The 26,238-nt window shown below is 54.2% G+C and carries 19 protein-coding genes; 8 read left to right on the top strand and 11 right to left on the bottom strand.

What is annotated here, in order from left to right; genetic code table 11:
• The first annotated feature begins 37 nt into the window (after positions 1–37).
• The 3 genes from R3C20_21995 to R3C20_21985 are packed head-to-tail and all read left to right on the top strand — an operon-like array spanning position 38 to position 4,275.
• A complete protein-coding gene (locus R3C20_21995) occupies positions 38–880 on the top strand; it encodes a methyltransferase domain-containing protein (protein ID MEZ6043178.1) in 843 nt (280 codons plus the stop codon).
• Positions 881–895: 15 nt separating this feature from the next.
• The gene (locus R3C20_21990) at positions 896–1,945 is read left to right on the top strand and encodes a hypothetical protein (protein MEZ6043177.1); all 1,050 of its coding nucleotides are present in this window, start codon (positions 896–898) and stop codon (positions 1,943–1,945) included.
• On the top strand, positions 1,927–4,275 hold the full coding sequence (locus tag R3C20_21985) for an MMPL family transporter (protein ID MEZ6043176.1): 2,349 nt from the start codon (positions 1,927–1,929) through the stop codon (positions 4,273–4,275). The genes R3C20_21990 and R3C20_21985 overlap by 19 nt, the downstream gene beginning before the upstream one ends.
• A 93-nt stretch (positions 4,276–4,368) precedes the next feature.
• Here the strand turns inward: R3C20_21985 and R3C20_21980 are convergent, their stop codons facing one another.
• From R3C20_21980 to R3C20_21960, 5 genes are all read right to left on the bottom strand, one after another.
• The gene (locus R3C20_21980; protein MEZ6043175.1) at positions 4,369–4,749 is read right to left on the bottom strand and encodes an STAS domain-containing protein; all 381 of its coding nucleotides are present in this window, start codon (positions 4,747–4,749) and stop codon (positions 4,369–4,371) included.
• 155 nt (positions 4,750–4,904) lie between these two features.
• On the bottom strand, positions 4,905–6,275 hold the full coding sequence (locus tag R3C20_21975; GenBank protein MEZ6043174.1) for an MFS transporter: 1,371 nt from the start codon (positions 6,273–6,275) through the stop codon (positions 4,905–4,907).
• A 113-nt stretch (positions 6,276–6,388) separates the two neighbouring features.
• On the bottom strand, positions 6,389–7,909 hold the full coding sequence (locus R3C20_21970) for a M81 family metallopeptidase (protein ID MEZ6043173.1): 1,521 nt from the start codon (positions 7,907–7,909) through the stop codon (positions 6,389–6,391).
• A 306-nt stretch (positions 7,910–8,215) separates the two neighbouring features.
• Positions 8,216–9,157, bottom strand: coding sequence for an alpha/beta fold hydrolase (locus tag R3C20_21965; GenBank protein ID MEZ6043172.1), 942 nt, complete (start codon positions 9,155–9,157; stop codon positions 8,216–8,218).
• A 148-nt stretch (positions 9,158–9,305) separates the two neighbouring features.
• The gene (locus tag R3C20_21960) at positions 9,306–10,478 is read right to left on the bottom strand and encodes an aminotransferase class I/II-fold pyridoxal phosphate-dependent enzyme (protein MEZ6043171.1); all 1,173 of its coding nucleotides are present in this window, start codon (positions 10,476–10,478) and stop codon (positions 9,306–9,308) included.
• A gap of 235 nt (positions 10,479–10,713) precedes the next feature.
• On the opposite strand from R3C20_21960, the gene R3C20_21955 reads away from it, so the two are divergent.
• Positions 10,714–11,646, top strand: a complete 933-nt coding sequence (locus tag R3C20_21955; GenBank protein MEZ6043170.1) for a MoxR family ATPase — start codon at positions 10,714–10,716, stop codon at positions 11,644–11,646.
• 8 nt (positions 11,647–11,654) lie between these two features.
• Here the strand turns inward: R3C20_21955 and R3C20_21950 are convergent, their stop codons facing one another.
• Together R3C20_21950 and R3C20_21945 are read right to left on the bottom strand one after the other, a co-directional pair.
• Positions 11,655–12,230, bottom strand: coding sequence for a hypothetical protein (locus R3C20_21950; protein MEZ6043169.1), 576 nt, complete (start codon positions 12,228–12,230; stop codon positions 11,655–11,657).
• 422 nt (positions 12,231–12,652) lie between these two features.
• Positions 12,653–13,750 carry a hypothetical protein gene (locus R3C20_21945; protein MEZ6043168.1) on the bottom strand — a complete coding sequence of 366 codons (1,098 nt, stop codon included), beginning with the start codon at positions 13,748–13,750 and terminating at the stop codon, positions 12,653–12,655.
• A 405-nt stretch (positions 13,751–14,155) separates the two neighbouring features.
• On the opposite strand from R3C20_21945, the gene R3C20_21940 reads away from it, so the two are divergent.
• On the top strand, positions 14,156–14,959 hold the full coding sequence (locus R3C20_21940; protein ID MEZ6043167.1) for an SDR family NAD(P)-dependent oxidoreductase: 804 nt from the start codon (positions 14,156–14,158) through the stop codon (positions 14,957–14,959).
• 236 nt (positions 14,960–15,195) lie between these two features.
• On the opposite strand, the gene R3C20_21935 is transcribed toward R3C20_21940, so the two are convergent.
• Positions 15,196–16,530: a thioredoxin family protein gene (locus R3C20_21935; GenBank protein ID MEZ6043166.1), complete on the bottom strand. Its 1,335-nt coding sequence runs from the start codon at positions 16,528–16,530 to the stop codon at positions 15,196–15,198.
• 393 nt (positions 16,531–16,923) lie between these two features.
• Between R3C20_21935 and R3C20_21930 the strand changes: the two genes are divergently transcribed.
• The 3 genes from R3C20_21930 (at position 16,924) to R3C20_21920 (ending at position 20,456) form a co-directional block, all read left to right on the top strand.
• Positions 16,924–17,193: a hypothetical protein gene (locus R3C20_21930; protein ID MEZ6043165.1), complete on the top strand. Its 270-nt coding sequence runs from the start codon at positions 16,924–16,926 to the stop codon at positions 17,191–17,193.
• A gap of 229 nt (positions 17,194–17,422) precedes the next feature.
• Positions 17,423–17,920 carry a DUF420 domain-containing protein gene (locus R3C20_21925; GenBank protein ID MEZ6043164.1) on the top strand — a complete coding sequence of 166 codons (498 nt, stop codon included), beginning with the start codon at positions 17,423–17,425 and terminating at the stop codon, positions 17,918–17,920.
• A 187-nt stretch (positions 17,921–18,107) separates the two neighbouring features.
• Positions 18,108–20,456 carry a VWA domain-containing protein gene (locus R3C20_21920; GenBank protein MEZ6043163.1) on the top strand — a complete coding sequence of 783 codons (2,349 nt, stop codon included), beginning with the start codon at positions 18,108–18,110 and terminating at the stop codon, positions 20,454–20,456.
• A gap of 85 nt (positions 20,457–20,541) precedes the next feature.
• Here R3C20_21920 and R3C20_21915 read toward each other — a convergent pair whose 3' ends face one another.
• The 3 genes from R3C20_21915 to R3C20_21905 form a co-directional block, all read right to left on the bottom strand.
• A complete protein-coding gene (locus R3C20_21915; GenBank protein MEZ6043162.1) occupies positions 20,542–21,243 on the bottom strand; it encodes a class I SAM-dependent methyltransferase in 702 nt (233 codons plus the stop codon).
• 176 nt (positions 21,244–21,419) lie between these two features.
• Positions 21,420–22,577 (bottom strand): hypothetical protein, encoded by a 1,158-nt coding sequence (locus tag R3C20_21910; protein MEZ6043161.1) that lies wholly within the window; start codon positions 22,575–22,577, stop codon positions 21,420–21,422.
• Between the two features lie 293 nt (positions 22,578–22,870).
• Positions 22,871–26,017, bottom strand: a complete 3,147-nt coding sequence (locus R3C20_21905; GenBank protein ID MEZ6043160.1) for a TIR domain-containing protein — start codon at positions 26,015–26,017, stop codon at positions 22,871–22,873.
• Between the last annotated feature and the right edge of the window lie 221 nt (positions 26,018–26,238).

Raw genomic sequence — 26,238 nt, 5'->3', positions numbered from 1 at the left:
ATCGACCCGTCTGCCCCCTTCATGTCGAAGACCTTTCATGATCTCGTGCCCTGATGTCCAGAAGAAGGTTATCCGTTCCCATTACAACGTTTCGACGTTGTTCTACAGACTGCTGTGGGGACAACACATTCACCACGGTCTGTGGGAAGCAGACGAAGCACCTGATATTGCGGCCCGGCAGCTTACAGAAAGAATGATTCAAGAGATCGACATTCGCGATCAGTCAGACGTGATCGACATTGGATGTGGCATGGGAGGATCCTCGATCCATCTGGCAAAACACCACCAGTGCCGTGTGACCGGCGTGACCCTCAGCCCCTTTCAGCGAAACTGGGCATCCCTGTCATCCCGATGGCATCGGACCTCCAGTCGTACAAAATTTATTTGCCACGATGCTGAGACTGTGGAATTCGCAGACAACTCTTTCGATGTTGCCTGGAGCATTGAGTGCACCGAACATCTGTTCGACAAGCCAGCTTTCTTCAGGAGAATGACGAACTGGTTGCGCCCCGACGGACGGGTTGGAATTTGCGCGTGGCTTGCTGGCGATGATCCGCTGACCGACGTGGGACGACAACAAGTCTACGATGTCTGCGAAGGCTTCTTTTGTCCATCTCTTGGCAATGAAGCAGACTATGTGCAATGGCTGAGCGATTCAGGTCTCACCGTTACGAAGGTCTTCGACTGGACCGATCAGGTGTACCGCACCTGGGAAATCTGCCGTGACCGAGTGAACAGGACAGCCATGCGATCGGTTGCCAAAATCGTAGATCGGGGCCAGCTTATTTTTCTTGATCGGTTCCAGACGATTCTGGATGCCTATCAGACGAGAGCGATGAAGTACGGATGCTTCATCGCCGAAAAACAATCGTCCCTGTGATCAGGTGATCCGTTCTTGAATCATCTTTCCATCAACAATCAGCTACCAACACCAGAACCAGCGGAAACGGGCCCTGACGAACAGATGCGCCCCGCAGCCCGGAAGGAACCGAACGAGCTGACAGGACACCCTGATCTGCTGAAAAACCCTTCCGTTGACAGGACAGGGGACGGGCAGCAATGGCAGAGAACCGTCGGGCTCGTCGTTGGCGTCGGTACCCAGGCCGTGTTTGCCCTGACCGTTGTCTATCTGTTTTCGTTTCTGCGATTTGGCGCATTCAGAGACAGCAGTCATTGGGTTCTGACTGATGCCCTGCTGGCTTTGCAGTTCGCAATTCCGCACAGCATCCTGCTTCACCCGTTTACACGGAATCGCCTCCGTAAATGGATATCCCCGGAGTTCTATGGAGCCTTCTTCTGTCTGGCGACCTGCGCGAGTCTGATGCTGATGTTTGGATTCTGGAAATCCACTCCCCATTTGATCTGGGATCTGTCCGGGCTCCCGGCCAATCTCATGCTTGCGGCATTTCTGTTGTCATGGATCTCACTTCTTTACAGTATCAGTCTTACGGGACTCGGTTATCAGACAGGCTGGACACAATGGATGCATTGGTGGAACGGAACCCGACAACCACGACGCGATTTTGTGCCAACCAGCCTGTACCTCATACTTCGGCATCCCGTTTACCTGAGTTTCCTTGGGCTGATTTGGTTTACTCCCCGGATGTCCTTCGACCATGCTCTGCTAACCGGCACATGGACCATCTACATCTTTGTCGGCAGTGTGCTCAAAGATCGGCGACTCGAGTTCTATCTGGGCCGATCGTACCAGACATATTGTGAAGACGTCCCTGGCTACCCCTTCTTTCCCCTGGCAGCTCTCGGGCGCCGGCAGACGGCAGCCAACACCATGCCGGCCAGCAACTCACTCACCAATCCCTCCTGCAGAATACTCTCGTTTGCGGAAGCGTGCAGTGATTCTGAAAATGCATCGCAAGCTGGGAATGCGGAAACGGAAGATCAGATCGGGAATGACGAAGCCATCGCATGGCGTCGCGCGTCATGAACACACAGCTGGCTCCTGCGTTGACTGCAAGATTGCGCCTGCTCCTGATTTATACGGGCATCCTTGTTCCCTTTGTCGTTTATGGCGCCAGCCAGGCACTGCAATCAAACAACAATTCACCGCTGGACTGGGTGGGGCATTCATTCGCACCTCGAATGAAATACGATGCGTTCGTGGAACAGTTTGGCCCCGGTGATGTCGTCGTGCTCAGTTGGAAAGGCTGCACCTGGAAGAACCCCGTTCTCGACGAACTTCTCGCACAGCTGCGCAGCGAATCCGCATTGCATAATGCAGACCCCAAACCCTGGATATATTCTGTACTGAGCGGACGAGAAACTCTCCTCCAAATGACCAGGGGCGGAACCGGTCGTTCTTCATCTGTGTCCGGTGTGATCGATTCTGATTCCGACGCAATAGACTCGCCTTCGTCTCAACGAGCCATTCCCGCGGATGTTGCGGTCCAGAGAATGCAGGGTTTCCTGATCGGGCCGGACGGATTGACGACCTGCCTGATTGTCACGGTCACAAAAGAAGGACTTCGGCACCGTGCCGAACTGGTCGCTGAACTCAAAACAATCTGCACCAGCATCACAGGTCAGGCAGAGTCCGAGCTGAAGCTTGCCGGGCCGGTCATTGACGGACTCACGGTTGATGAAGCCTCGCAAAAATCTCTCGCGACATTCGCAGCCCCTTCGTCACTGATGATCATGCTGCTCTGCTGGCTGTCGCTTCGGTCATTTCGTGCGGCACTGATTGTGTTTGGATGTGCAACGTTCTGCCAGGGAGCAACTTTGGCAGTGATCTACTACACCGGCGAAACCCTGTCGGCCCTGTTGATTATTCTTCCGCCACTGATTCAGGTCCTTGCCGTCGCGGGCGGAATTCATCTGTCCAACTATTACTTCGAATCACTTGCCAGCGAAACCCATCCATCTTCCCCGGCTATAGCCGCAATTCAAAAGGGCTGGCTTCCCTGTGTGCTTTCTGCTCTCACAACCGCAATGGGCAGTGCTTCTCTGATCGTCAGCGAATTGACCCCCATTCGACAGTTCGGCATCTATGCGACTATCGGAGTCATTCTCACCGCCGCCGTTGTACTCACACTCGTCCCGGGATTGCTGCTGCTGTTTCCCGTGAAGAGAACTTCGAGCCTGAACACAGCATCTGCACGTTTGGAGACTGCCCATGATCAGACAAAACAACACACAGACGCATGGCGATTTCTGGCCGGTCTGCTTCAGCGAACACGGTTACCTTTGGTCATTCTGATTCTGTTCATGATCATCTGTGCCTGTGGTCTGCCGCGTGTGAAAACCTCAATCCGTGTTGAGACGCTGTTTCCAGGCGACAGCCGAATTCTGCAGGATTACCAATGGCTCGAAGATCATATCGGACCGCTGGTTCCCATCGAAATCCTGGTCACATTTCAAAAAGACTGCAGGCTGCACGACCGCCAGCGTATGGAATTGTTATACGAAATTGATCGATCCCTTTCAAAACGGCCATCACTCTCGCGCACAACCTCTGCACTGGCCTTCTTCCCTCCCATCCCGGAAGAAAGCAATCTTCCACGAGTCATGCGCATCAATGCTCTGAACCGTGCCATCGCTTTGTCGAAAGCCGGATTCCAGCAGGCGGACATGCTTCGGGTTGACGAAAACGGCGAATACTGGCGAATGACGGCCCGCACAAGCGCACTTCATCCGGTCGATTACGGTCAACTGTTGCGGGAGGTAGATCAGGCATCGCAGGAATTCCTGATCCAGAATGCCGACAAGTATTCTTCGGTCTCGGTTTCGACATCCGGCATCATGCCGCTCGTACACGAGATTCAGGGGCGGTTACTAAAGGACCTGTTCTCTAGTCTGCTGTCGGCACTGGCGGTTATTACTCTGACCATGACAATCGTCGAAGCAGGAATCATCAATGGTCTCGTCGCCATGGTTTCAAATGTCTTTCCTATTGTTGTTGCGTTTGGAATGATGGGATGGCTGAATCAGCCGCTGGATATTGGCTCCGTCATGACAGCAAGTGTGGCCCTCGGAGTGGCCGTCGACGACACACTTCATTTCCTCACGTTTTTTCGTCGCGGTTCCGCACAAGGTTACGATCGAAAACACGCCACACTTTACGCCCTGCAGCACTGCGGCGCTGCCATGATACAGACATCTGTCTCGTGCGGGCTGGGCCTGTTCATCTTCTCATTCAGTGATTTTGTACCTACCAGTCGCTTTGCGATCCTGATGGTCACTCTGCTCCTGCTGGCTCTGGTCGGCGATCTGCTGTTATTGCCGGCAATTCTGATTGCCCGGCGCGAACAGAAAACGTGATGCCATAAGAGCGGCTGCAGCCCATCTGCGGAATGGAGCCCTGCAAACAGTTATGGGCTGGAAAACAGTCTGACCTGGCTGACCCGCAGGCTGTCATTTCAGCGAAGCCAGGCCTTCTTCCAGAGACCCACACTGCCGCCAGAAGAAGTCTGTCTTCGTGTTTTCAAGCAACATCAAAGTTTTCATCATCTGTCGCATGTTGTCGGTCAGATGGCAGAGATACGCCTCACCTCCATCGCCACGAACTTTCTTTGACAGCCGAATCAGTATTCCTACAAAGGTAGAACCAAAATAATCCAGACGAGAAAAATCGATCAGCAGGTGCTTCACGTCTTCTGCACACAAGAGTCGGTAGGCATCGTTGTAGGCATTGCGAATATCATTGTCGCGGAATTCCATGAATGGCCCATTCGGTGTGACAACCAGGACATTCCCTTGCTGGTCAAACTCAAAAACATTCTTCGGTGAATTCATGGGGGGACTAACTTCCCGAGGTCGTTACATGGACGCCTTTTCTGCAACAGACAGGTGCGGCAGTCCGGGTGTCTTGAATCTCGCTTGCTGCGGACAAAGGCTACCGATTCACAATCGTTGAAACAAGTTTTCTATTCAGCGGACGTTGTGTGCAATTAATCGCCGGAGGTCGCTTTTAGTGGCTTCGTCGCGTCCATTCCCAATGCGGCAGTTCCTGCAATAAAGAATGCACTTGCACAGGCGATGAAGACCAGATTCTGGCCAGATCCGTTAGCAGCACCGGCTGCCACTAACAATGGCACCATTTTCGCGCTGGCTGCTGCACCAAAATTTCCCCACATGTTTGCCCATCCGAAGATGGCCCCCGTATTGCGCCCACCCACATCCTGCATGAATGCCCAAATGGATGGATTACCGACATCGGTCATCATTGAAACCATGGAGCAGCACGCGACAATGGCCCACGGCGAATCGAGCGTCATACACATCAGATACGCCCCTCCGGCGACAAAATTAGCCACTGTGATCGGTAGAACACGACCAAAACGAAGTCCAAATCGCCGAACGCTCCAGTCCGTTGCCCGCCCGCCGATTAACTGCCCCAGCATACCGGTCGAAAGCACGATCGACACCATTTTTGCGCCTTCCGCGTCCGACACTTTGTGTACTTCCTTCAAATACGTCGGAAGCCAGGTGATCAGAAAAGCCCAGCCGACGTTGATGCAGAACTGGCCCAGTGAATTCAGCCAGAGACTACGACTTCTGCAAAACGCCAGAATCATCTTCAGAACATCACTCAGTTCCGGTTTGCGATCATCCACTGGTTGACCGATCAGATTCTTCTCCGCTTCGTTGCATGAGCCATGTTCGGACGGTCGATCCCGAACCACCAGGAAATAGATCAGCGAAATGCCGATCCCTGCCCCGCCATATATCCAGAGAGTCTGCCGCCACCCGCCGACAGTTAAAATCAAGAACATGGTCAGATAGGGTGCGGCTGCTCCACCGAGGCGGCCACCAAATGACACAAGGGAACTCGCCAGACCCCGGCCATTCAGTGGTACCCAGCGTCGCACAATCGCACTGCTCGTCGGGTACGCGCCAGCCTGAGCGACACCCACACCCAGACGCATGACCAACAATCCGGCTGTCCCCGCCACAAATCCTGTGAGACCTGTCAGCAGCGACCAGAGGAAGATATAGAATGCCAGAACCTTCCTCGCCCCCAGCCGATCACTCATCCATCCTGCCGGCACCTGAAAAAGGGCGTAGGTAAAAAAGAAGGCTCCCAGAATACTGCCGATCCGACTCTTCGCCTCTTCCGGCGGAAGATTCATGTCTTCAATAAAGGCATCCGTTTTTACGATCTCTCCCAGACAGATGCGATCGAGGTACAGAATAAAAGCCATCAGAACACTGATCGCAACGATCTGATAACGCACCACTGTGGGCCGCGTGGAAGGATCCGATGGCAGGGGAGAGACATACGGACTCGGCACCTGATTGTCGTTAGAGTCGCCGGACATAGAACAGTGCCTCGGTTGCGGTTCGTCGTAAACTGGTTGTTGAATAAGTTGCGGCAGCCAAGGGACGAATGATTGGGCTGTTGCGTGAAACCAATCGGGTGGTCCCGCAAGAATCAGTCAGACTTCAGACAGTCTGGTTTCAGACAGTCGTCTAACGGAAAAATGGGCCGTCGAATCCTGCGGTAAGGCAACTGTGCCAGATCACTCGAACATGGCCCTGGTGTGCCGACCCAGACGTTTCCCACAGATATTGTGTCCCACGCTTTTCGATGAGCGACAGCAGCCTTGACGCCAACGAATGAGAACCGGGACGGATCCAGGCCCACGTGCAGCCATTGACCAAGATCCATCGGCGGTGTCTTATTGCTCGTGACCAGGATGGTAATACCTTCCACTCTGATAACGGCACAGTCGCCCATATCGAAGAAATCGCCAACCATCGAAGCGAGGTGGCTTTGCTTGTCCACCAGTTCAAATTTCCCCGCATGCAGGCTCACCAGCACCACCTCCAGCTCGACCGGGCCCGGATCAAGTTGACTTCCTTTACCGCCCAGCTGGATCCGAATCTGATCTCCCGTTGTATGCTTTTGTAACGCACCCACAACCTCCGGATCATTGATGCAGATGGCCGTGTTCCTGAAACCGTGCCTGAGAAATGCCCGCAGCAAGCCGGTGCAATCGCCGGGAGCTCCGCCGCCGATATTGTCCGACGGTTCGACAACAACCAATAAACCGGCTTGATCCCGGGGGAGTTCTGCCAACACATTATCAACGGGTCGTTCCAGGACATTTCCTTTTTCTGCAAGCTCAACAGCCATCTGGGTCAATTCCTGCAGGGCTGATTCTGCGGAGGCATCGTCGCCGGTTGTTGCAATCGAAAAACTGACTCCGGTTTCAGGCGTGTCCGCAAAGCTGAAGCCCGCATTGACATTGACTTCGAGAAATTCCGGGTAACGAAGCTGCAGATGCCGAGCCTTTTCCAGCAGAGACGCCATTGGCTCGGTTGCTGTTCCTGTCCCCGTGGGCGGCCACATCAGGCTGGGTTGAGACAACAGCATGCGAGGCCTGGTCTTGCTTTTCAGACAATCGTCGAGCAATCGAACCGCGCGGACAGCAGATTCACGCGCGTCAGCATGAGGATTCTGACGATAGGCCACCAGACAGTCGGCAAATTGCGCCATTCGCTGCGTGAAATTCGCATGCAGATCGTAAACACCAAATACAGGGAGCTCTAACGGTCCAAGATGCGCGGCGAGGTCTTCCAGCAATTGCCCTTCGACATCTTCAATCGATTCGCAAACCATGGCCCCGTGCAGCACCAGAAAGACAGCATCCAGTGGTCCCTGCTGCCGGTGCATCTCCAGAGCCATCAACAGACGCTGCAGATAAAGCTGATACACTTCGTCCGAAACAATTGCGCTCGGGGACGCCGTCGCCGCCAGCGCAGGACAAATCTCCCAACCCAGTTCATCACCAGCCTCTAACGCGCCTCCAAGTGGACTGCTGTCGCCGGCAATCGACAGCATTTGCTGCCCGATCATCACCTGAAAATCCGACCACTTTGTAACGCCTTCCAGAAACGTATGCGTTTCGTGAAAGATCGCGGCAACCAGGACACGAGGGCGAGACTTCATCAGGGCGGGTTCCTGTGAACGGGCGAAGACTGTCGAAATCAGCCTTCGCTGCTGGAGGGAAACCGCATTGGACAAGGCAGGGGAGGCCGCGTCAACACAGTGTGGATTTTTGCGTTACCAATTTTCGCAGTGAGTTCACACCGCAAGCCGGAAACCGGAGTGGCACAGCAACATCAGCGTTTACGCAGGGTGCAGATTCATCGATGCGGTACTCGTCGCCGCCCCGACAGCCACTCACCACACCATGCAGACGCAAAACAGACGGCACCAGAAATCGAAGTGATTGTTGTCCTGTGGAACGACAGTCTACCTTCCCAGAAAGGTCCGGATACGTGGCAGCATTTGTTCGTAGGCGTCTTCGAAAACATAGTGCCCCGCATCGTCGATGGGCATCGTCTCTGCGTCCGGGAATCGTTCGCGGAATTCATCGTAGAACGCCGGCGTAAAACACCAGTCCTTCATCCCCCAAATCAACAACATGGGATGTCTGGCGAATTGCATTAAACCGTTCTCAACTTCCAGCAGCGTCCTGTAGCTTCGATGAGAAGAATGGAGCGGAATGTCCTGCACAAACTGATGCACAGCAATTCGATTCGCCCAGGAATCATACGGAGCAATCATTCCAGCGCGGGCCTGCGATTCCAGTGGCCTCTCCACCGCCATCGTCAAAGCAGCCCGGGCAAACAGATTGAACGCCTGATCTCCGATTTGCCCGAGAAGCGGAATTCGGCAAAGAGAAATACGAAATGGGATCGCCTGACTTCGAAATGCCCCGGTATTCATCAGCACGAACTGTTTGAACCGACTGGCCAGTCGACCTGCACATCCCATCCCGATGGCTCCACCCCAGTCATGACCAAACAGTGTGATCTTCTGAAGGTCCAGCGCCTCAACCAGAGAAGCAAGGCGGCGGATGTGGCCGTCCAGAGTGTAAAGATCTGGATTCTGTGGTTTTGCGGAAAACCCACAGCCAAGATGGTCGATGGCGATGACACGATGATCGCGTGACAGTTCCGAAACCAGCCTCCGCCAGGCAAAGCTCCAGGTGGGGTTTCCGTGGACCATCAACAGCACTGGCCCGGTGCCTTCGTCCACATAGTGCTGCACATTTCCTTCCGTTGCGAACCAGTGGGATTCAAAAGGATACTGATCCGCAAAGCCGTCACGGCGGGCCGCACGAGCGCGAAGAGTCGAATCAACTTCATCAGAGCTGAGGAGTGTAGCTGGCACCGAACGATCAGTATTCATGGAATCACTGTTTTCGTGGAATCACTGTTTCAATGGCAAACGAAACTGAAAGAGGTGTCCGATTTTCAGCCAACGGTGGAGAAAGGTAATCCGGTGGCGGGCGGAGGGTATGTTGGCGCGACGCCGGGTTCCAGCAAACGCGAACGGCTCAGTTCACAGCTTTGCAGATTTCGGAGACGGCCTGTTCAATTTGAGACTCAGAATGCTCGCAGTTGATGGACATTCGCAGGCGAGCTGTCCCGGTTGGCACGGTGGGAGGTCGAATCGCCGGAACGAAGAATCCCGCGTTCATGAGTTTCTGGCTGGCTTCTACCGCCAAATCGTCAGCCCCTGTCACAATGGGGACAATTGGCCCCTGGCTGCCATCAATGCTCACAAGCCCTCGATCCGCAACAATCTGGCGAGCCAGTTGGCAGCGATCGTGCAGTCGCCGGAGACGATCCTGATCTCGCCGCATCACCCGAAGAGAAGCCACGGCGGCCGCACAAACCGCAGGCGGCAATGCCGTGCTGAAAAACTGGGTACGAGCCGTATTCCAGAGAACATCGATCAGGTTGCTGTCCCCCGCGACAAATCCTCCCATCGCGCCGACCGCTTTGCTGAGAGTCCCGATGCGAACGGGGACACGGTTGTGAACCCCCATGAGTTCGCAAACACCTTGTCCCCGGCTCCCGAAGATGCCGGTCCCATGGGCTTCGTCAACGATCAGGACCGCTCCCGTCGATTCCGCAATGTCACACAACCGGGGCAGCGGAGCAAGAACACCGTCCATGCTGAAAACAGTATCCGTGACGATAAACAGCTGGTCGTATTCGTTTCGGCGGCGTTCCAGGGAAGCAGCAAGATGGTCAAGAGAGTCTCGATGGTAGACAAACATTCTGCCATCCGCGGCTCGACAACCATCGATGATGCTGGCGTGATTGTCGCGATCACAGAAGACCGCGTCGTTTGCAGTGACAAGACTTGTCAGTGTACCGAGATTGGCAGCGAACCCCGATGGAAACAATAAGACTCCTTCGGCCTCTTCAAAGCAGCGCAGTTCGGTTTCCAGGCGACAATGCCAGTCTGTCCGACCAGCGACCAGTGCGCTGGCTGTCGAACCGGCCTGCGTCCCAGCAGCTTCGGCAAATGCGGCAGTCGTTTCGGGATGGAACGCCAGGCCAAGATAATCGTTGGAGGCAAAATTGACACAGATCTGGCCATCGACAGTGCACGTCGTAGAATCCTGAGCGATTACTGTTCGGCGCGGGCGCAGACGGTGTTCATCCGTAAGCGAATCCAGCTTTTTATGAAGGCGGCGTTGAAATTCTGAGGGTAGCATGAAGATTTGAATCGGGCAGTCGAATCTGCATCAACCAGGTTGCAGTCCTGCAGCAACGAGTTGGGCAGGTATGAGAGTATCGCAGAAGGGAATCGGCAGCTGTGGGTCGCTTTGTCAAAACTGTGGGTCGCTTTGTCAAAGATGAGTGTGGTGTGGGTTCATCTTTATCCCGTCAGACTCTACCCTTCAGCGGTTTTGAACAGAATTGTAACTCAATCAGTGAGAGGAAAGCCGAGTGGGCCACGAAGTGATTGGAAAGATCCGCGCGAATGTTGAATCGGCGGTACTCGGCAAGGAAAAGACGATTAAATTGTCGGTGGTTGCACTTCTGGCAGGTGGCCATATTCTGCTGGAAGATGCGCCGGGGCTCGGAAAAACGTCGCTGGCCCGCGCGCTGGCAAAAACCCTCGGTTGTCAGTTCAGTCGTCTGCAGTTTACGCCGGATCTCCTTCCCAGTGATATCCTGGGGGCCAACGTCTACCGACCAGGGACTGGTGAGTTCGAATTCCGACCCGGTCCCGTCTTTACCAACGTCCTGCTTGCAGACGAAATTAATCGTACGACACCCAGGACTCAAAGCGCATTGCTGGAAGCGATGAGTGAAAATCAGGCGTCGATAGAAGGGGTTACCCATAAGCTCGGGACGCCGTTCTTAGTCATCGCGACTCAGAATCCGTTTGAGTTTGAGGGAACTTATCCTTTGCCCGAAAACCAACTGGACCGATTCATGATGTGTCTGGATCTGGGCTACCCGGAACGCAGCGTGGAACGACAGATTCTGACACAACACCGTGAAGGGCAGCCTGTCGATACTCTGCAGGCTGTCGTCGATGCCGAACAAGTGGTCGCATTACAAAAAGACGTCACCGCCATCACCGTTGAAGATTCCGTTGCCGATTACATGCTCGACCTGGTGACGAAGACACGCAATCACAGCGAATTGGTGCTGGGTGTCAGCACCCGCGGGGCATTGACGTTTTACCGTGCTGCTCAGGCCCTCGCCATGGCGGAAGGACGAAGTTTCGTTATCCCTGACGACGTGAAAGAAGTCGCCATTCCTGTGCTCGCCCACCGTGTTGTCTGCAAAGGTGCTATCCGGGAAGGACATCGACACCGCGCTGGTCAGATCATCCGAGCGATGCTGGACAGTTTCCCGGTGCCGTCGTAGCAAACAACTCATTTCTTGGGCGACAGTAACGCACCTGCAACAACGATGACAGCGACAAAAGCAACAAGAAGCGTTGTGAGCGAAGGCCCGCCATAATTCGCGAATGGATCGGCCTGCATCTGAGTTGTTGACGCTATCTCCAGATTATTCATCGGAATCTCGTCCGAACTACCACCATCCGATTCGCCATTGATGGCAGTGTTCACCAGACGATCCGTCGCGTTTGAATCATTCTTTAATACGGCGGGCAATTGCCCGGTACTCAGGTCTGCCAGTCCCGTGGTTTGTTCAGTCAGTTCGGGATTGGGCAGCACGATCGAAACAGATGGTTCCCCGGTGGAATCCGCGTCCGTACTTTCGCCGCCCTGATCGGACGAATCAGATATTTCGTTTCTTGTGCCGAAAACGGTCTTCCACAGTCCGGAATCAAGCCCCTGCAATCGGTCACGCAACGAAGCACGTCGTAACCCATGCTGGTTGCCCGTGCTTTTGTCATCCATGCCCGAGGCATTTAGTGACGAAATGATCAACAGGCCGATGGCCGCAGCCGTGTAGAACAATCTGCGCGAAGTTAAGATGGGCATCAGTTCACTCGCAACGGGTAAGATTTGGTGTGGTGATATTTCGCAACATCAATCGCGAACAAGTGCCACAATGCCGAACGTTGCACAACCCATGCCATCACCGGACCCAAACAGACAGCGAACTCATCCTGATGGACGAACAACAGCCCTCTGCCGGGACACATTCACACAGAAAACCGGCGAGGAAGCAGACAACAGCAATTCTGAAGTAGACGGTCTTGCGCTCAATGTTCTTGACACCAAGACGCCTGTTGATGACTTGCGACAACAAGTGTTTCCACCAGGCAACGACCTGGCGGTTCGCCCGCCCGGATCAGCCCCGTTGCGCAAAACAACAAAAAAGCTTCAGTCAGGCCACTTCGACAACTGTCGAAGCAGACCCGAATGAAGCTGGCTGTCCCTGTTGCGACCTGAAACAAGCCTTATGGAAGGGCAATCGTTTTCAGAGAAAGCTTACCGCTTTCTGCCTGAGCGAGGATCAGGGCGGATGTCTCGTTCAACTTATCCATCTGAGCAACTCCCTGGAAGGAGTCAACGCTTTCGTAACTCTGTCCGGCCGTTCCACCGCCTTTGACAGGTTCTGTCAGTCCTTTGTTGCTGCGGAGCCCGGCAGTCGTAATTTTCATGACACCGCGAGCACTATTGCTGAGTAACAGAAACTCCTGACCATTCTTTTCGTACGTGATCATGTCAAGCGGCTGGTTGCGATTGCCAAGTTCTGCAACAGTGGTTGCCTTGACTTTGTCGCCTGCCGCAGACAAATCCTTCACAGGAATTCGCACCAATGGCGTGCAGACATAAGCGCCAAGAATGTTAGGCTCGCCATCAATCATCATCGGAACAAAAGTTCGCATCGCGGCATAGTCTTCGCTTCGTCCGTGAGCAGCATGGTAGATTTCCACGCTGATTCCCTTGTCAGCAGCAGCGAAAGGAAAATTCAGCTCTCGCAACGCCGATGGAGACTGAGAAGAACTCAAGCCAGAGACCAGAAGCTTGCCTTCGAAATAAGCGAGGTCTGTAATGGAATCTCCACGATTATTCCTCGCACGACGCCCCTCCCCGGTAACCTTGTCTTCAGGTGCATCCGCCAGGTCGACTTTGGCGCATCGTACGTCTTTCAGGTCCATCCTTGTCAGACGCTTACCATCACTATCAACCTGAACAAGGCACGGTTTTTCATCGGCCGTCACCGCCAGAAATGCACAGCCCGTATCCGGATTTACAGCCACATCGTTGACCTTGACAGTCGTAGCGCCAAGTGTTTCTGACAATGCGGCATCCAGATCCTGGATGTTGATCTGGGCCTTTGCTGCGTCACCTTCCTTGTTGCCGGTCGCGATTGCGTAAACAGTTGCCGCCTTCGCATCGCCGACAAAAAGAATGTCATCCGGCCCAAACGCCAGACAGGTCGCAGACTTCAGTTCGGGAGTGCCTCTGTCAAGCCCCCAGACATCCGCTGCCTGTGCGGTCGCAGCCATTTGAAGAACAACGGCACCAGTTACCAAAACCCACTTGCGCATGATTGAGTACTCCTTTGTTTTTGGAAAACGGAAGAACGCGATGGAATGGTTCTCCACCGACATCGCCTCAGACTGCTGCAGGCGTCAGATGATGGCTGATGCTATTATTTGCTTCCGCCATCCGAAAGGGAACCATAGAACGACGTGTATTTGCCAGGTCCATCGGCAAACCATCCAACGGGTCCCATGGCTTTGCTGAAGCCGAGCTCTCCGGTGACAAATGCGATTCTGCCGTCCTTCCAAGCCGAAAATCTCCACGCACAAGCCGCGTGATGATGCGGTGGCATTGAGCTGCTGCTGCAACCGAGCTATGTTCCACGAGTTTCTGCTGAAGCCGCTGTTTCAGCGGAATCCTGACACCCGACTCATCTTGTTTAAAATCGTCTGTATAGAAATCGTCAGCGCATGACCAACCCTACCAGCACGGATCTGAAATCTCTGCCGGGCATCAAACAGTTCCGCCTGGACGAACACGTTGCCATCATCACAGGAGGCTCGAAAGGCCTTGGTGCAGCGATGGCCGCCGGTCTGGCATCTGCCGGAGCCACCGTAGTGCTGGTCAGCCGGGATCAGACGGAAGGTCAGGCTGTTGCTGATGAGATCGCCAGTGGATTTGACGTTCAGACGCTGGCGCTGGCCGCCGACGTGACAAAGCCGGCAGATGCTCGAGAGATGGTTGATCAGACACTCAAGCAATTCGGACGCATTGACGCATTGATCAACAGCGCTGGCATCAACATCCGTGGCAGCATTGAAGAGATTACTTACGAGCAGTTTCAGCAGGTGCAAAAAACCAATGTCGATGGCACCTGGCTCTGCTGCAAAGCTGTGATTCCCCATATGAAGTCGAGGGGTTATGGTCGTATTGTGAACCTTGCAAGTACTCTTGGGCTTGTTGGACTTTCAAATCGAACGCCCTACACCACCAGCAAAGGGGCCGTTGTTCAGCTCACAAGAGCCCTTGGACTGGAACTGGCCCCCTTCGGAATTACGTGCAATGCCATTTGTCCGGGTCCCTTCCTCACACCGATGAACATTCCCATCGCAGACACAGAGGAAGCAAAGAAATCCATCGTTGGAGCCGTCGCACTGGAGCGATGGGGCTATCTGAACGAGATTCAGGGGGCAGCACTGCTGCTTGCCAGTCCCGCCAGCAGCTATATGACCGGTAGCATGCTCACTGTCGATGGGGGCTGGACAGCCCGTTGAAAACCGGGACTGGCTCGAGCGGGAGACCTGAAAACTTGACGGCTTACAACCGTCCAGCGTGCCTGTCCCGATTTTCAACAGACAGCGAACAAGGAACCCGATGCGTCAGGGGATTGCTGGCCCTTGAAGACCAGAGAATTTATCCCTCACAAGTGTCGGGTTGCATCTCATTCTTACAGCGGCAGGCGGCAGGCAGAAAGAGTTCGGCCGGCCCAGAGAACCAGCAACTGCGTCGATCACAGCTGCTCAAGCGCCTCTTCGACAACTTCAGCCGGTTCTTCCAGAAACAGATTCATGTTCTGCTCGTTCGTGAACAGCCAGACCCGATTTCGGAACACGGATGCATACTCAAAGCGTCCCTCGATCTGCTTACCGCTTTGTGCGAGTGTGACGCTGCAAATACCGTCCAGCATAGGCCAGTATTTTTCGGGATTCGCAAGGAAACGATCCCGGTACTCGGGGGAGTGAAACACGATTCTCTTGTTTCGATAAACCGTCCCAACCTTCAATTGCCCCTGAACGATAGCTCGGTCATCCAGTGCGCTGACCAGGCAAATACCCCCAAATGATGGCCGTATCAGCCGGTCCGTCTGCTCACGGGTCTGGCTCGACAACTGAAACGGATTCGCGGAAACCTGAGCCCGTTCGTCCGAGGCCAGCGTACCCGTTGCGCCATTCTGAGCTGAGGGGTTGGCTGCCGGAGTATTCCATTGAAACGTCGCATCCTCAAAGGCATTCTGAGGAGCGGGTGTTGTGGCCGCACTCGCGCTAACGGTGGCCGACGGCTGCGGAGCGCTGGTTTGCTGACTGTCTACAAAAGCATCGAAGCTTTCCTGTGAGAAAGGATTTGGTTGCTCGGCAGCCTGAATAGCTGGCTGCGGCACCCCAGGTCGCATACCTGATTCCGCCTGAGGAACGCCCGCGAACAAATCGAAATTGGGCAGTTCATTATTCGATTGTTGTGGCTGCGGTGCAGCGGTTTGGGCGGCGAACTGCTGTGGGGACGGCGAACGCACAGGCTCCGGCTGAGAGGCCGGGACCGCATTGAAACCGTTTGTACTGGAAACGCGGTGTGTTGGCTGTGCGGCAGCGGCAGGATTTGCCGAAGCGAATTGAGCAGATGGGGCAGCACTATTCAGGGGTTGCTGAAACCGAGCCAGTTTTTTGATGAGTGCTTCGGGAGTCTGAAAGCCCGAAATACGTTCCAGAATAGCGAGGTCAGGAGCCACCACCAGAATCGCGGGGAGTCCTTTAATCTGCAGTTGCTTGACCAGATCTTTGTACTGGTCTGCATCCACCCGAACAGGGATAAACGAACTTCGGATCGCCTGCGCCACAGCAGGATCGGTAAAAGTGTTTTTCTCCATTCGCTTACAATAGACGCACCATTCTGCCGTAAATTCCATCAGGACAGGCCGGCCAGTCGAAGCTGCCTGTTGCAGTGCCCCTTCGATGTCTGTCGACCAGGGCAATTCGTCCGCGCTGGCCTGGTTGCTGGCCACGAGTAACGCGGCGAGCAGTGCAAGAATTCGAAGGCGGGAGAATCCGGCAATGGTGGAGTTTGAAGACATTGCGATCACTCAACTCAGCAGACTTTAAGGAACCTGGTACATCCTGAGTATCGGCCAGAAGTTGTTCGACCTGTGCCCTACTCCTGATGAAAAACGATACAGACCGAAAATCCCCGTGCAGCAGCAATTGCCGAAACTCCCGCAGTCGCAATTTGGGTGACAAACGAGAGAATTCGTGTTGTGCAGTGACATTCACATGGATAAAACCAGTTTGAAAGATGGGTCGGCAGGCTGTTGAAACAAGAGTTCTGACCCGCACTGGCAGCTCCTGAGCGTCAGACCCATTCTTCAATGGACCGTTGGCGGAAAGACGTGCTCATTTCCGCCGATCGAAGGAAAACGGATTTGGAACCGCACATCTCATTCCGGCCAGGCGACCTGGTCATCTACACCATGCCCAAGCGCAGTCGGCATCCGGGGCCTCGGGCCCGGTCCATTCACCCTGCGCAGATGGGAGACGATTACGCGTACGTGGTGGACAAATTCTGGGTTGTTGATGCGGTTGGAGATGATGGAACCATCCATCTGAAGACTCGACGCGGGAAAACGCGGAGCGTCCCGGCGAGCGACCCGTTACTGCGAAAGGCAACCTGGTGGGAGCGATGGTGGCACCGCAACCGCTTCCCCGCGATGGATGCCGCCCTGAACACCAGTGAATCCTGACCAAACATCTCATCCGCTGGTTTTACCTCCGAAACCGGATGCTGTTCGGGGGGGAGTTTGTCGGAGAGTGGAAAATGCACCAGTTCGCTGTATGCCTGTTTGAACGCCTCGGTCGCATCGCTATAACCCCGACGTGAATATGCCGAAAGCTTCCAGGCAGATTCTCAATCGGATCAAATGCCGAAATGCACTGTTTGCCTCCAGGGAACCGACGGGAAGAACTCGAATCATGCTGAATGATGGATTTCTGGGATACAAGACATCATTCATGCTGGACTTCGTGGTCACAGCTTTGGTGGTTATTGTTCCCTGTCTGCTGTACAGCCTGTGGATGGTGCGTGTCCGCAAGAACTACGGCCTCCATCGAACGATGCAATTGCTGTTGGGAATTGTCCTCCTCGTGGCTGTGGGCGCCTTTGAAATTGACCTGCAAATCGTTCACGGCGGATGGGAAAACATTGTCGCAAAGCAGGGACTTGACGACGCAGCATTTGCGGCTCGCATTGCTGAGGTACGGCCGTGGCTGTGGCTGCATCTGGTGTTCGCGGTAACCACACCGCTGCTTTGGATTGCAACCATTGTGCTGGCTCTGAAGAAGTTTCCCAATCCTCCGTCGCCCGGACCACACAGCCGATTACATCAACGACTCGGCTGGGCTTCGACAATCGACATCACGATGACTTCTGTCACGGGGCTTTTGTTTTACTACGTTGCATTCGTCCAATAGAGTCCCGAAGGGAAGTTAGTCTCAGTGCAGGCCGTCCCGGATGAGATTCCGGACCTTGCATGGGTTCGACGAGACTTCCTGCTTCCACAGAATGTCTGCTTCCAAACCAGTGTTCGGCATCAGTTGCATGCTGACGCTGTCTTTGGCGAACGCGAAATTCGGGGGAGGGGCGATGCCCTTCTGAATCATGCTCCAGTACTTCATGAATCCCCTGGCGCTGACTGGTCTGCTTGGCGTAAGCCTGGCCGTCATTGCCCATCTGATCAGTCGCCGACGGTTTGATGTTGTCCAGTGGGGAGCCATGCAGTTTCTGAACCCGGCCCGAAAGACGCGCCGCAAGCTCAAACTCGAAGAACTGCTGCTGATGCTCATCCGTATGAGCATGATTGCGCTGCTTGTTATGGCAGTTACACGGCCCTGGCTGCCAAGCGGCCTTTTTTCGGGTTACCGATCCATGGGATCGCGCGCAATCGTCCTCGTCATTGACGGTTCCAATTCGATGACGCGAGGTGATGGATTAAACACACTGCACCAGAATGCAAAACGACGTGCGGCCGAATTTCTGGAGACGCTCGGTCCAGGAGACAGTGTTTCTGTCATTGACGCGCGCGACCAACCGAGGCTTGTCGTTGAATCTCCACTGCAGGATCTCCAGTTGGTGAAAAAAGCAATTGATGCCATTCCCGATGCGGGAGGGTCGATCGATGTCAGGACTTCCGTGGAACAGGCAATAGCCGTTTTGTCAAAGTCCAGCGCCTCGGCTCGCGAGATTGTCTTGCTCACGGACCGACAGCGAGCGGGCTGGGATGCAGCAGATGATGCCAGCTGGGCTCGCATAGAAGACCTCATGACTTTCCCGACCATCAAACCCAGGTTTTGGTCCATCGACGTATCACAGCATCTGGCTCCTGTCCGACAGAACATCGCCATCGGGAAAATCGAACTGCCCCGCGATTTGACCGTTCCCGGTTTTCCGGTGCGACTCAATACCCGGATCCACAATAGTGGAGCGGATGATCGGGATACAGACATTCGATTGCTGCTGAATGGCCAGCCACTTGCCGAACATACGCAGAAGATTCGAATCCCGGGCCAAAGCGCGGCATCGGTTGAATTCGAAGTCCGCCTGAACCAGGTCGGGACTCAGGTGCTAAGTGTTGCCGCCAGCGCTGCAGACGATGCAATTCAGGCAGATGACGTCAGTCATTGCGCGATTGTCGTAACCACCGCATTACCTGTTCTGCTGGTCAATGGTCGTCCATCCCTGGATCCTTTCGAACGTGAGACGTTTTTCGTGGAAACCGCACTCGGGGCGTCCGAAGAAACCCCCTGGATCTCAGCGAAAACGGTTGATCAGCATGACGTCACGCGAGCTGATATCGATCGGGCTGCGATGGTGATTCTGGCTGATGTGGTCTCTCTACCGGAAGGCATTGCCTCTTATCTGGCAGAGTACGCCAGCAGAGGAAACGGTATCTTTATTTCGCCAGGACCCCAGACGAACTCAGACAACTTTCAGGAACTGTTCGGGGCGACCGGCTTACTGGCCGGAGTAAAGCTTGATCGTCTTCGCGAAGCTCCTCCGGATGATACTCGACGGGTTCATGTCGATCAGAATTCGCTGCAGACGGGATGGTTGAGCCGATTTCGCTCTGACACCGCTCGCTCATTTCTGACTGCCAGTTACGAAAAATGGTGGCTGTCGTTGCTCACAGAACCGATTCCGAACCCACTGTTCAGTGCCACGAATTCCTCAGATCCGCCGGATGCCACGGACGAGACCAGCATCGATCTGAGTCCGACCCTGACGGATCCAGACGAAGTGAATCCACGCCCTAACGTACTCATCTCTCTGACCACGGGCGACCCTCTGTTGCTTCAATGCAGTCACGGAGAAGGAAATGTGCTGCTTTTTAATTCGTCACTGACTCGTCAATGGAACAACCTCCCGACCACCGCCGATTTCGTTCCGTTCCTGTATGAAGCTGTCCTTCAGTCCGCGTCTTCGCGCATCCGCCACAATGTCGAGGTCGGCGCACCACTGATGGCATCAGCGCCGCCACAGACGGACAACATTTCCGTTGATCTGTCGCTGGCTGGCTTTGTCGATCCGTCCAGGGAGTTTCACGCCGCTGAGGCTCCCAAAGGAAACGAAGTCGGCGATCCATCGACTTTTCTTCTGTCCCGAACATGGCTGCCGGGAGTCTACGATTTCGTTCGGTCATCGCCAGATGCCACTGGTGCCGAAGTCTTGTCCGATGACCGACTGGATCGATTCGTGGTCAACTACGATCACGCTGAAGACGACTTTACGGAACTCACTGCGGATGATCGAGGACGACTGCGGGTCAACGACCGTGTTCGCTTTGTGGATAATGTGCTTGAACTGGCGAAGTCGATGTACGGAGACGAATCGCGCACAGAACTGTGGGCGATTCTGATTTTCCTGTTTCCCTGCTTTCTGCTGCTCGAACTCTTCGTCACTCGCCGTCTCATTCGAAGCGGATACAGCCAGACAGCAGACAAGACGAATTAGAAAGTGTTGCCGTCCGTACGTGATAGCCAGCCGTCAGCGACGGGGAGAACACGCGCCACAACAACTGACTGGATGTGAATCACATTCAGGCATTGGCCTTGCCGACGATCGCTGTCCAGTGCCGATCGCTGGTCTGGTGAACCTTTGCACCGTGAAGTCCGGCATCGGCAAGCAACTGTTTTACTTCATCGATGGTGAGCGCAGCGTGGAGCGATTCCCGAAACATCGTCTGCGCATGAGGCGCTTCGTTTGCGGCATACAGCATCACCAATTCTTCCACATGATTCTGGGTAGCTGGTCGAAGCAGGTCACGGAAGAACAAAAGGCCACCTTTCACCAGGCACCGGGCCACCTCTGCAAAAATCGCTGCGGGTTCCGGAATGTGGTGCACGATACTGTTCGACACAATTACGTCGACAGAATGATCCCCGAATGGAAGTCGCTTTGCGTCGCAAAATACCGGGTGAATATGCCCGTCGAATCCACTGTTGCAGATGTTGCGTTTTGCGAGTCGGAGCATTTCGACCGACAGGTCGCAGGCGGAGATCGGACGGCATTGAGGCCAAGACTGAAGCAGGCGCACAGGAATCTGCGCCGTTCCTGTCCCCAGATCCACGATTTGTAATGAAGCGGATAAGCTGTTCAGATCACCGCCCGCCCATTCCCTCAAGGCCTCCAGAAAATCATCCACAAACAACTGATTGACATGACTATGATCCATTTGATCGTAGTCGACAGCGTCGTCCACAGTATCCATGACTTCGGGTTCAGGCGTTCTTGGCAGCATACACCGGGTCCTGTCTTGAGAAGGCCACTTAAATGACCGACACCTGGAAGGAACGAGTCAGAACGATCAGATTCAGAAAGTCCGGGGCACGCCGGGTTGCGGCCTTCGCATCCTGTGGCCTTGCGAACTTACGGCTGCGAACCCCCTCCCATCGCGCATTCTGATTGCGTAACTTGTCAAAGACTCTCAAGCCATCGCGTCAACAGTTGATGATATGATTCCAGATCGAGCTTGTGCGCCATTTCAGTCACCGTATGTATGTACTTGACAGGGCAGGCCATGGCTAAGGTTCTGACTCCCGAACGACTTCGCTGGATGACAGCGCCGTCCTGGCCGCCGCGAGGAAGAATAGCCCGCTGGCAGGGAATCGAATGCTGCCGTGCAATTTGTTCCAGTTCTTCAATGAGTCGGATATCCGATATCATCGACGAGTCCATCACGTGAAGAACGACACCGTCACCCGCTACTGAAACCCGATCTTCCTCAGGAACTCCCGGCGTCCTGCAGCACAATGTGGTGTCACAGGCAATTGCAATATCCGGAGCCACCTCGAATGCCGCTGGCTGTGCGCCACGCAAGCCAACTTCTTCCTGCACACAGAATACAGCATAAATGTCACAATTGTGGTGCTGGATGTTTTCAATGGCCTTCAATTGAGCCCAGCACCCCACACGATTATCCAGGCACTGTGAAACAACGCTGTGTCCAACGTGCGAAAATGGTCCATCGAGCACAACCATGTCGCCAATAACTACGTTGGCCCGGACATCATCGGCGGACATACCCAGGTCGATAAAGAATTCACCAATCTCAGGCACTTTCTTTTTGTCTGCTTCACTGGCAATGTGAACCGGCTTGCCACCCGGATTCATGATCCCAACGAAATCTCCATTCGATGTGCATACCCTGACCCGGCGAGCAAACAGGTTTCTTGTGTCAAATCCACCGACCGGGTTGACTCTCAGATAGCCCTGATCGTCAATGTGGCGAACCAGAAACCCAATTTGATCCATGTGGGCTGCCAGCATGACTTTCCTGGGAGTCTCAGATGGTCTCCCTCCGCCAATCGGGCGTGCCTTTCGCAAAGCGATGATTGAGCCCATCGGATCGACCGAGATCTCGTCAAACAGTTCCCGATCACGAATGTAATCCAGAATAAAGGCTCGAATTCGATCTTCCCGCCCAGGAACCGAGGGCACCTGTGTCAGTTCTTCCAGTAGCCGCATCAAATCGTCTCCTCGAAGGAGCGTCCACTCCCTCTGGTCTTTTCCGCCGTTGCCAGTTCCACCACAAATGATTTCTGCTGAAGCCGCCCGCGCCGTGTCATCAGCCACAAATTTGAAGGGTATTCAACACTGCCACATTTGTCGATCTGTCGGCAAGCGGTAGCAAATTGAAGAATCACGGGGCGTCAGGAACACGACTACCCCCAGCGCGGTCCGGCGTCGCACAACCCTCGGAGTAAATCCTCACCCTTCGCCACCCCGTCACAGAATATGCGGCAACGAATGAATGCCGCTTCAGTGCAGGTTACTTTTCCGCGACACAGCGGCAGATGGTCGCCTTCGATTACTGGCGATGGCTCAGGCTTATCCATTCCAGCGATCGACTGAGCGATCCCCTGATCTCAGTTGCGGCGAAGAACTTGCCGGATGACGAACATACGCCTTGAGTGTCTGACCCTTATTTGCTGCCAGATAGTGTTCCAGTGAGTAAATACGTTGCAGGTTTCCAGCCGAAGCAGGCTGATCGCACTGAATGCAAATGTGACGGGGAACATAAGCAGAGCTGATGTCGGCAGTAGCCACCACAAGGCCGCAACTGTTGTGGTCCAGACCACGCTCACCAGTAACCAAAGCCGCTGAGAACGCAGTCCGAGTCTGCCTGATAAACCGAAAGGTATCATCTGCAGCATGAAGATAAGAAGTACCCACTTTGCAACGCCGTGCCATTCTTCACGGACAATAGACGTGAGCCAGCTAACCGAAATCGTAATGATTGCCGCAGCGATCCAGCCCGCACCAATCGACATGGTGCCGCGAACTGCCGGATAGTCAGCCGCTAGTCGTGAAATCTGCAGTGAACCAGCAGAAGAACCAGAAACGTAGATCTGGCACATTAATAACGATGTCAGGCACACCTGCAAAAAAGACGCCGCTGGAATCGACCGGCTTTCAAAGCCCAGCAGAATTGCTGCAAGCAACAGAGGCAGGATTGCTGCCGAAAACACCAAAGTTGCTCCAGTCAATGCGCCCAACTGAACGAGCAGGACACGGCCAACGGATACGCGTCGCACTTCGGAAATGACCAACAGAAGAATCAATCCAAGAACGATTGCCTGGATGGACTTCGCCGCTGTCGGAAAAAGGATGGCGGTCAGCAGTTGGATGAGAATTCCGATTCCACCAGCGGTCAGGATACGACGCCATCGGGATGCCGATTCGATGAAAACCGCGATCACTGCTGCCCCGAGCAATGGAAAGACGCTTGAAAACGGACGGAGTATTTCAACCGTCCTGGCATCCGTTTCGACCGAGGCATCAAAACGCAGGCCAAGTAACCAGTTCCACAAGTTGTTTCCGCACGCGACGGACACGCAATACAAAAGAACACCAACGGACAGCATTTCCAGCAGACCGGCAGAACGATCCGCCCCCACCGTCAGCAATGGGTCAGGGGGATCGTCTCCTGAGAGACGAGTTGTGTTCACCGATCCCGCATCTTTGACCTGCACTTCCGCTGGCGAAGTCTGCAGAGAACTATCCGATACGGTGGCGACATCATGTCCGGGAACGGAATGTTCGGGAATGGGCGTCTCAATTGCCGGTGAATCCAGTTCTGCGGTGTTGCTCAGTTCTTCCTCTTCGTCAGATTCGGAATTTTGCTCGCCTGCAGGTTTCTTCATTCTTGTCAGACGACCGAATGGCAGCCAGTCAAAGACAAAACGAGAGATTCTTTCTGCGCCATTGGGTAAGGCAAACGTCAACACAGTGGCAAGAAATACCGGGATCGCAGAAATACTCGCCAACCAGATGAGAGTTTGTACAAGACTACCAGTGGCTGAAGGGCTGAGTTGCAGCTGTTCAAAGACTTTGTTTCCGATGATATATCCCGGGACAAACGCGACGATAAACAACATCAGTATCAGTCGAATCGACGAATCCAGTGTCGTGATTTCGACATTTGTTGCTGCCGCCAGTCGTATCACTCTGGGATCCGAGATGTTGTCTTCCGCCAGCTTTTTTACCAGTTGATTAGCCGCACAGTACTGCTGTTTTCGCAGCAATCCGTTGAGCTTCGCAATCATTAATTCCGTACCACTGGTTGCAGCCAGCAGTTCCCGGGCACCTGCGTGGTCTGCAGTAAGATTCAGTACGACATTTGCAAGTTTTCTGGTCTGTCGAAAGCGGCCCTCTCGCAATTCACTTTGTGCCTGCAGGAATTCATGGTTTGCCTGCCGAACGATGGATTTCGTTTCCTGAAGCCATTCGTCAAGCTTCCTGACAGGAATCTTTTGTTGACGGAGCCACAGCAGCTCCTGCTCCAGCGCCAGAAACTGTTTCCGCCGTTTCAGATCTCTGATACCTTCAGGAATCAGTCGAACAATTCGGTCCTGTATCGCCTGACACTGCTGCAAGTCCTCCCGTAGCTGCCTGTCCTCCGGGAAAGCATCGACCAGCTTGAGGATGATTTCGATGGCCCTTTTGAAATCACCCTTTGCAATCCGCTCTCGATAGGCTTTCGCGTCCGCTTTGAAGCGAGCATCGATTGCCGCGAGTTGCACGTTGGCATGTTCGCTGAGAGGGTCAATTTGCTTGAGCAGGGTATACTGTTCTCGGGCAAGATCCAGCTTTCCGGATTCGTAAACAGCGTCCGCCAGGTCACGCGCGGACCTGCGATGAACTTCCGTCGCCTGAAAATGCAGATGTGCCAGAGGCTGATGCTTTGGATAAATGCGGATGGCGGCTTCAATCTCACGAGCCAGGGTTGCCATCGAATGCATACGCTCCCCGGGATCTGCGATCGCCAGAGTTCTTGCAAACCGCTTTTCGGTCTTTTCAGTAAACTCAATCAACTCTCGCAGCTTTGGAAGATTGCTGCCACAGCCGCTGCAAAACACCTGATTCTGTGGTACTGGCAATTCGCACGATGGGCATGTCGTCCATAACCCGGCCCCGCAGACGTCACAGTATTGACTGGAACGATCACACTGGGCATGGCAGCTGCTGCATCGCAGAATCCCTCCGGCTTCGTGGCTGACATTTCTGTTTCCGGCAGGCATAGCACTGACTTTAGCCTGCTGATCTTTGAGCCGGTCCCGAATTCGCACGAGCTCGGCCAGGAGTCGGGCAACATCGTCCTTGAAGAATGGATCTGCTCGCAGTTCAGACTGCTGAAAATCACAAAGCCACCGGATGGACTCAGGCAGCAGCGACGGATTGGGGATGCTGGCCCCTTTGACAACAACTGGCAAAATGATCTTGCCAGCTCTGCGAGCCGCCTCGAGCTCAAAACGTACAAAATCCTCTTCCGCATCGATCCGTCGCTGCCCCAACTCATCCGTAATTGTCAGCCATTGCTTTCCGATGATCGCCAAAACGATATCCGACGAAGCAATCGACCGCTCCAGTGCGACTCGCCAGTTTTGGCCCGGTCGGATGGAATCGACGTCCTTAAAAATATTCTCCGCGCCGAATTCTACCGACAATCGATCATGCAGACGTCCAGCCAAATCGTCTGTGTCATCGCGTCGGTAATTGAAAAACAGTTTCATGACCGGACCTGTTTGATCTTCACGTCCTGCTGGATCCACGAGAGAAATAATGACGTGATATCAAACGAAACAAACCAGGCTTTGTCCAGCACTGTGTGCCAAATTCCACTGGCTCCAACGCTCCCCCCACGAAGAGCACATACTGATCCATTGTTCTCAGGTTTGAAACCCACGACCCGGGTTCTTTGCCACAGCCATCCAGACAGCAAATTTCCGCCGGA

Source organism: Planctomycetaceae bacterium, from assembly GCA_041398825.1.
Taxonomy (GTDB): Bacteria; Planctomycetota; Planctomycetia; order Planctomycetales; family Planctomycetaceae; genus F1-80-MAGs062.
Note: the sequence above shows the minus strand (reverse complement) of the source record. Positions and strands in the feature narration are given on the sequence as shown.

Excerpts from the sequence above, each read along its gene's own strand:
- R3C20_21995 (MEZ6043178.1), top strand. The coding sequence starts at position 38 with ATGATCTCGTGCCCTGATGTCCAGAAGAAGGTTATCCGTTCCCATTAC.
- R3C20_21985 (MEZ6043176.1), top strand. The coding sequence starts at position 1,927 with ATGGCGTCGCGCGTCATGAACACACAGCTGGCTCCTGCGTTGACTGCA.
- R3C20_21980 (MEZ6043175.1), bottom strand. The coding sequence starts at position 4,749 with ATGAATTCACCGAAGAATGTTTTTGAGTTTGACCAGCAAGGGAATGTC.
- R3C20_21975 (MEZ6043174.1), bottom strand. The coding sequence starts at position 6,275 with ATGTCCGGCGACTCTAACGACAATCAGGTGCCGAGTCCGTATGTCTCT.
- R3C20_21970 (MEZ6043173.1), bottom strand. The coding sequence starts at position 7,909 with ATGAAGTCTCGCCCTCGTGTCCTGGTTGCCGCGATCTTTCACGAAACG.
- R3C20_21965 (MEZ6043172.1), bottom strand. The coding sequence starts at position 9,157 with ATGAATACTGATCGTTCGGTGCCAGCTACACTCCTCAGCTCTGATGAA.
- R3C20_21960 (MEZ6043171.1), bottom strand. The coding sequence starts at position 10,478 with ATGCTACCCTCAGAATTTCAACGCCGCCTTCATAAAAAGCTGGATTCG.
- R3C20_21950 (MEZ6043169.1), bottom strand. The coding sequence starts at position 12,230 with ATGCCCATCTTAACTTCGCGCAGATTGTTCTACACGGCTGCGGCCATC.
- R3C20_21945 (MEZ6043168.1), bottom strand. The coding sequence starts at position 13,750 with ATGCGCAAGTGGGTTTTGGTAACTGGTGCCGTTGTTCTTCAAATGGCT.
- R3C20_21940 (MEZ6043167.1), top strand. The coding sequence starts at position 14,156 with ATGACCAACCCTACCAGCACGGATCTGAAATCTCTGCCGGGCATCAAA.
- R3C20_21935 (MEZ6043166.1), bottom strand. The coding sequence starts at position 16,530 with ATGTCTTCAAACTCCACCATTGCCGGATTCTCCCGCCTTCGAATTCTT.
- R3C20_21930 (MEZ6043165.1), top strand. The coding sequence starts at position 16,924 with ATGCCCAAGCGCAGTCGGCATCCGGGGCCTCGGGCCCGGTCCATTCAC.
- R3C20_21925 (MEZ6043164.1), top strand. The coding sequence starts at position 17,423 with ATGCTGAATGATGGATTTCTGGGATACAAGACATCATTCATGCTGGAC.
- R3C20_21920 (MEZ6043163.1), top strand. The coding sequence starts at position 18,108 with ATGCTCCAGTACTTCATGAATCCCCTGGCGCTGACTGGTCTGCTTGGC.
- R3C20_21915 (MEZ6043162.1), bottom strand. The coding sequence starts at position 21,243 with ATGCTGCCAAGAACGCCTGAACCCGAAGTCATGGATACTGTGGACGAC.
- R3C20_21905 (MEZ6043160.1), bottom strand. The coding sequence starts at position 26,017 with ATGAAACTGTTTTTCAATTACCGACGCGATGACACAGACGATTTGGCT.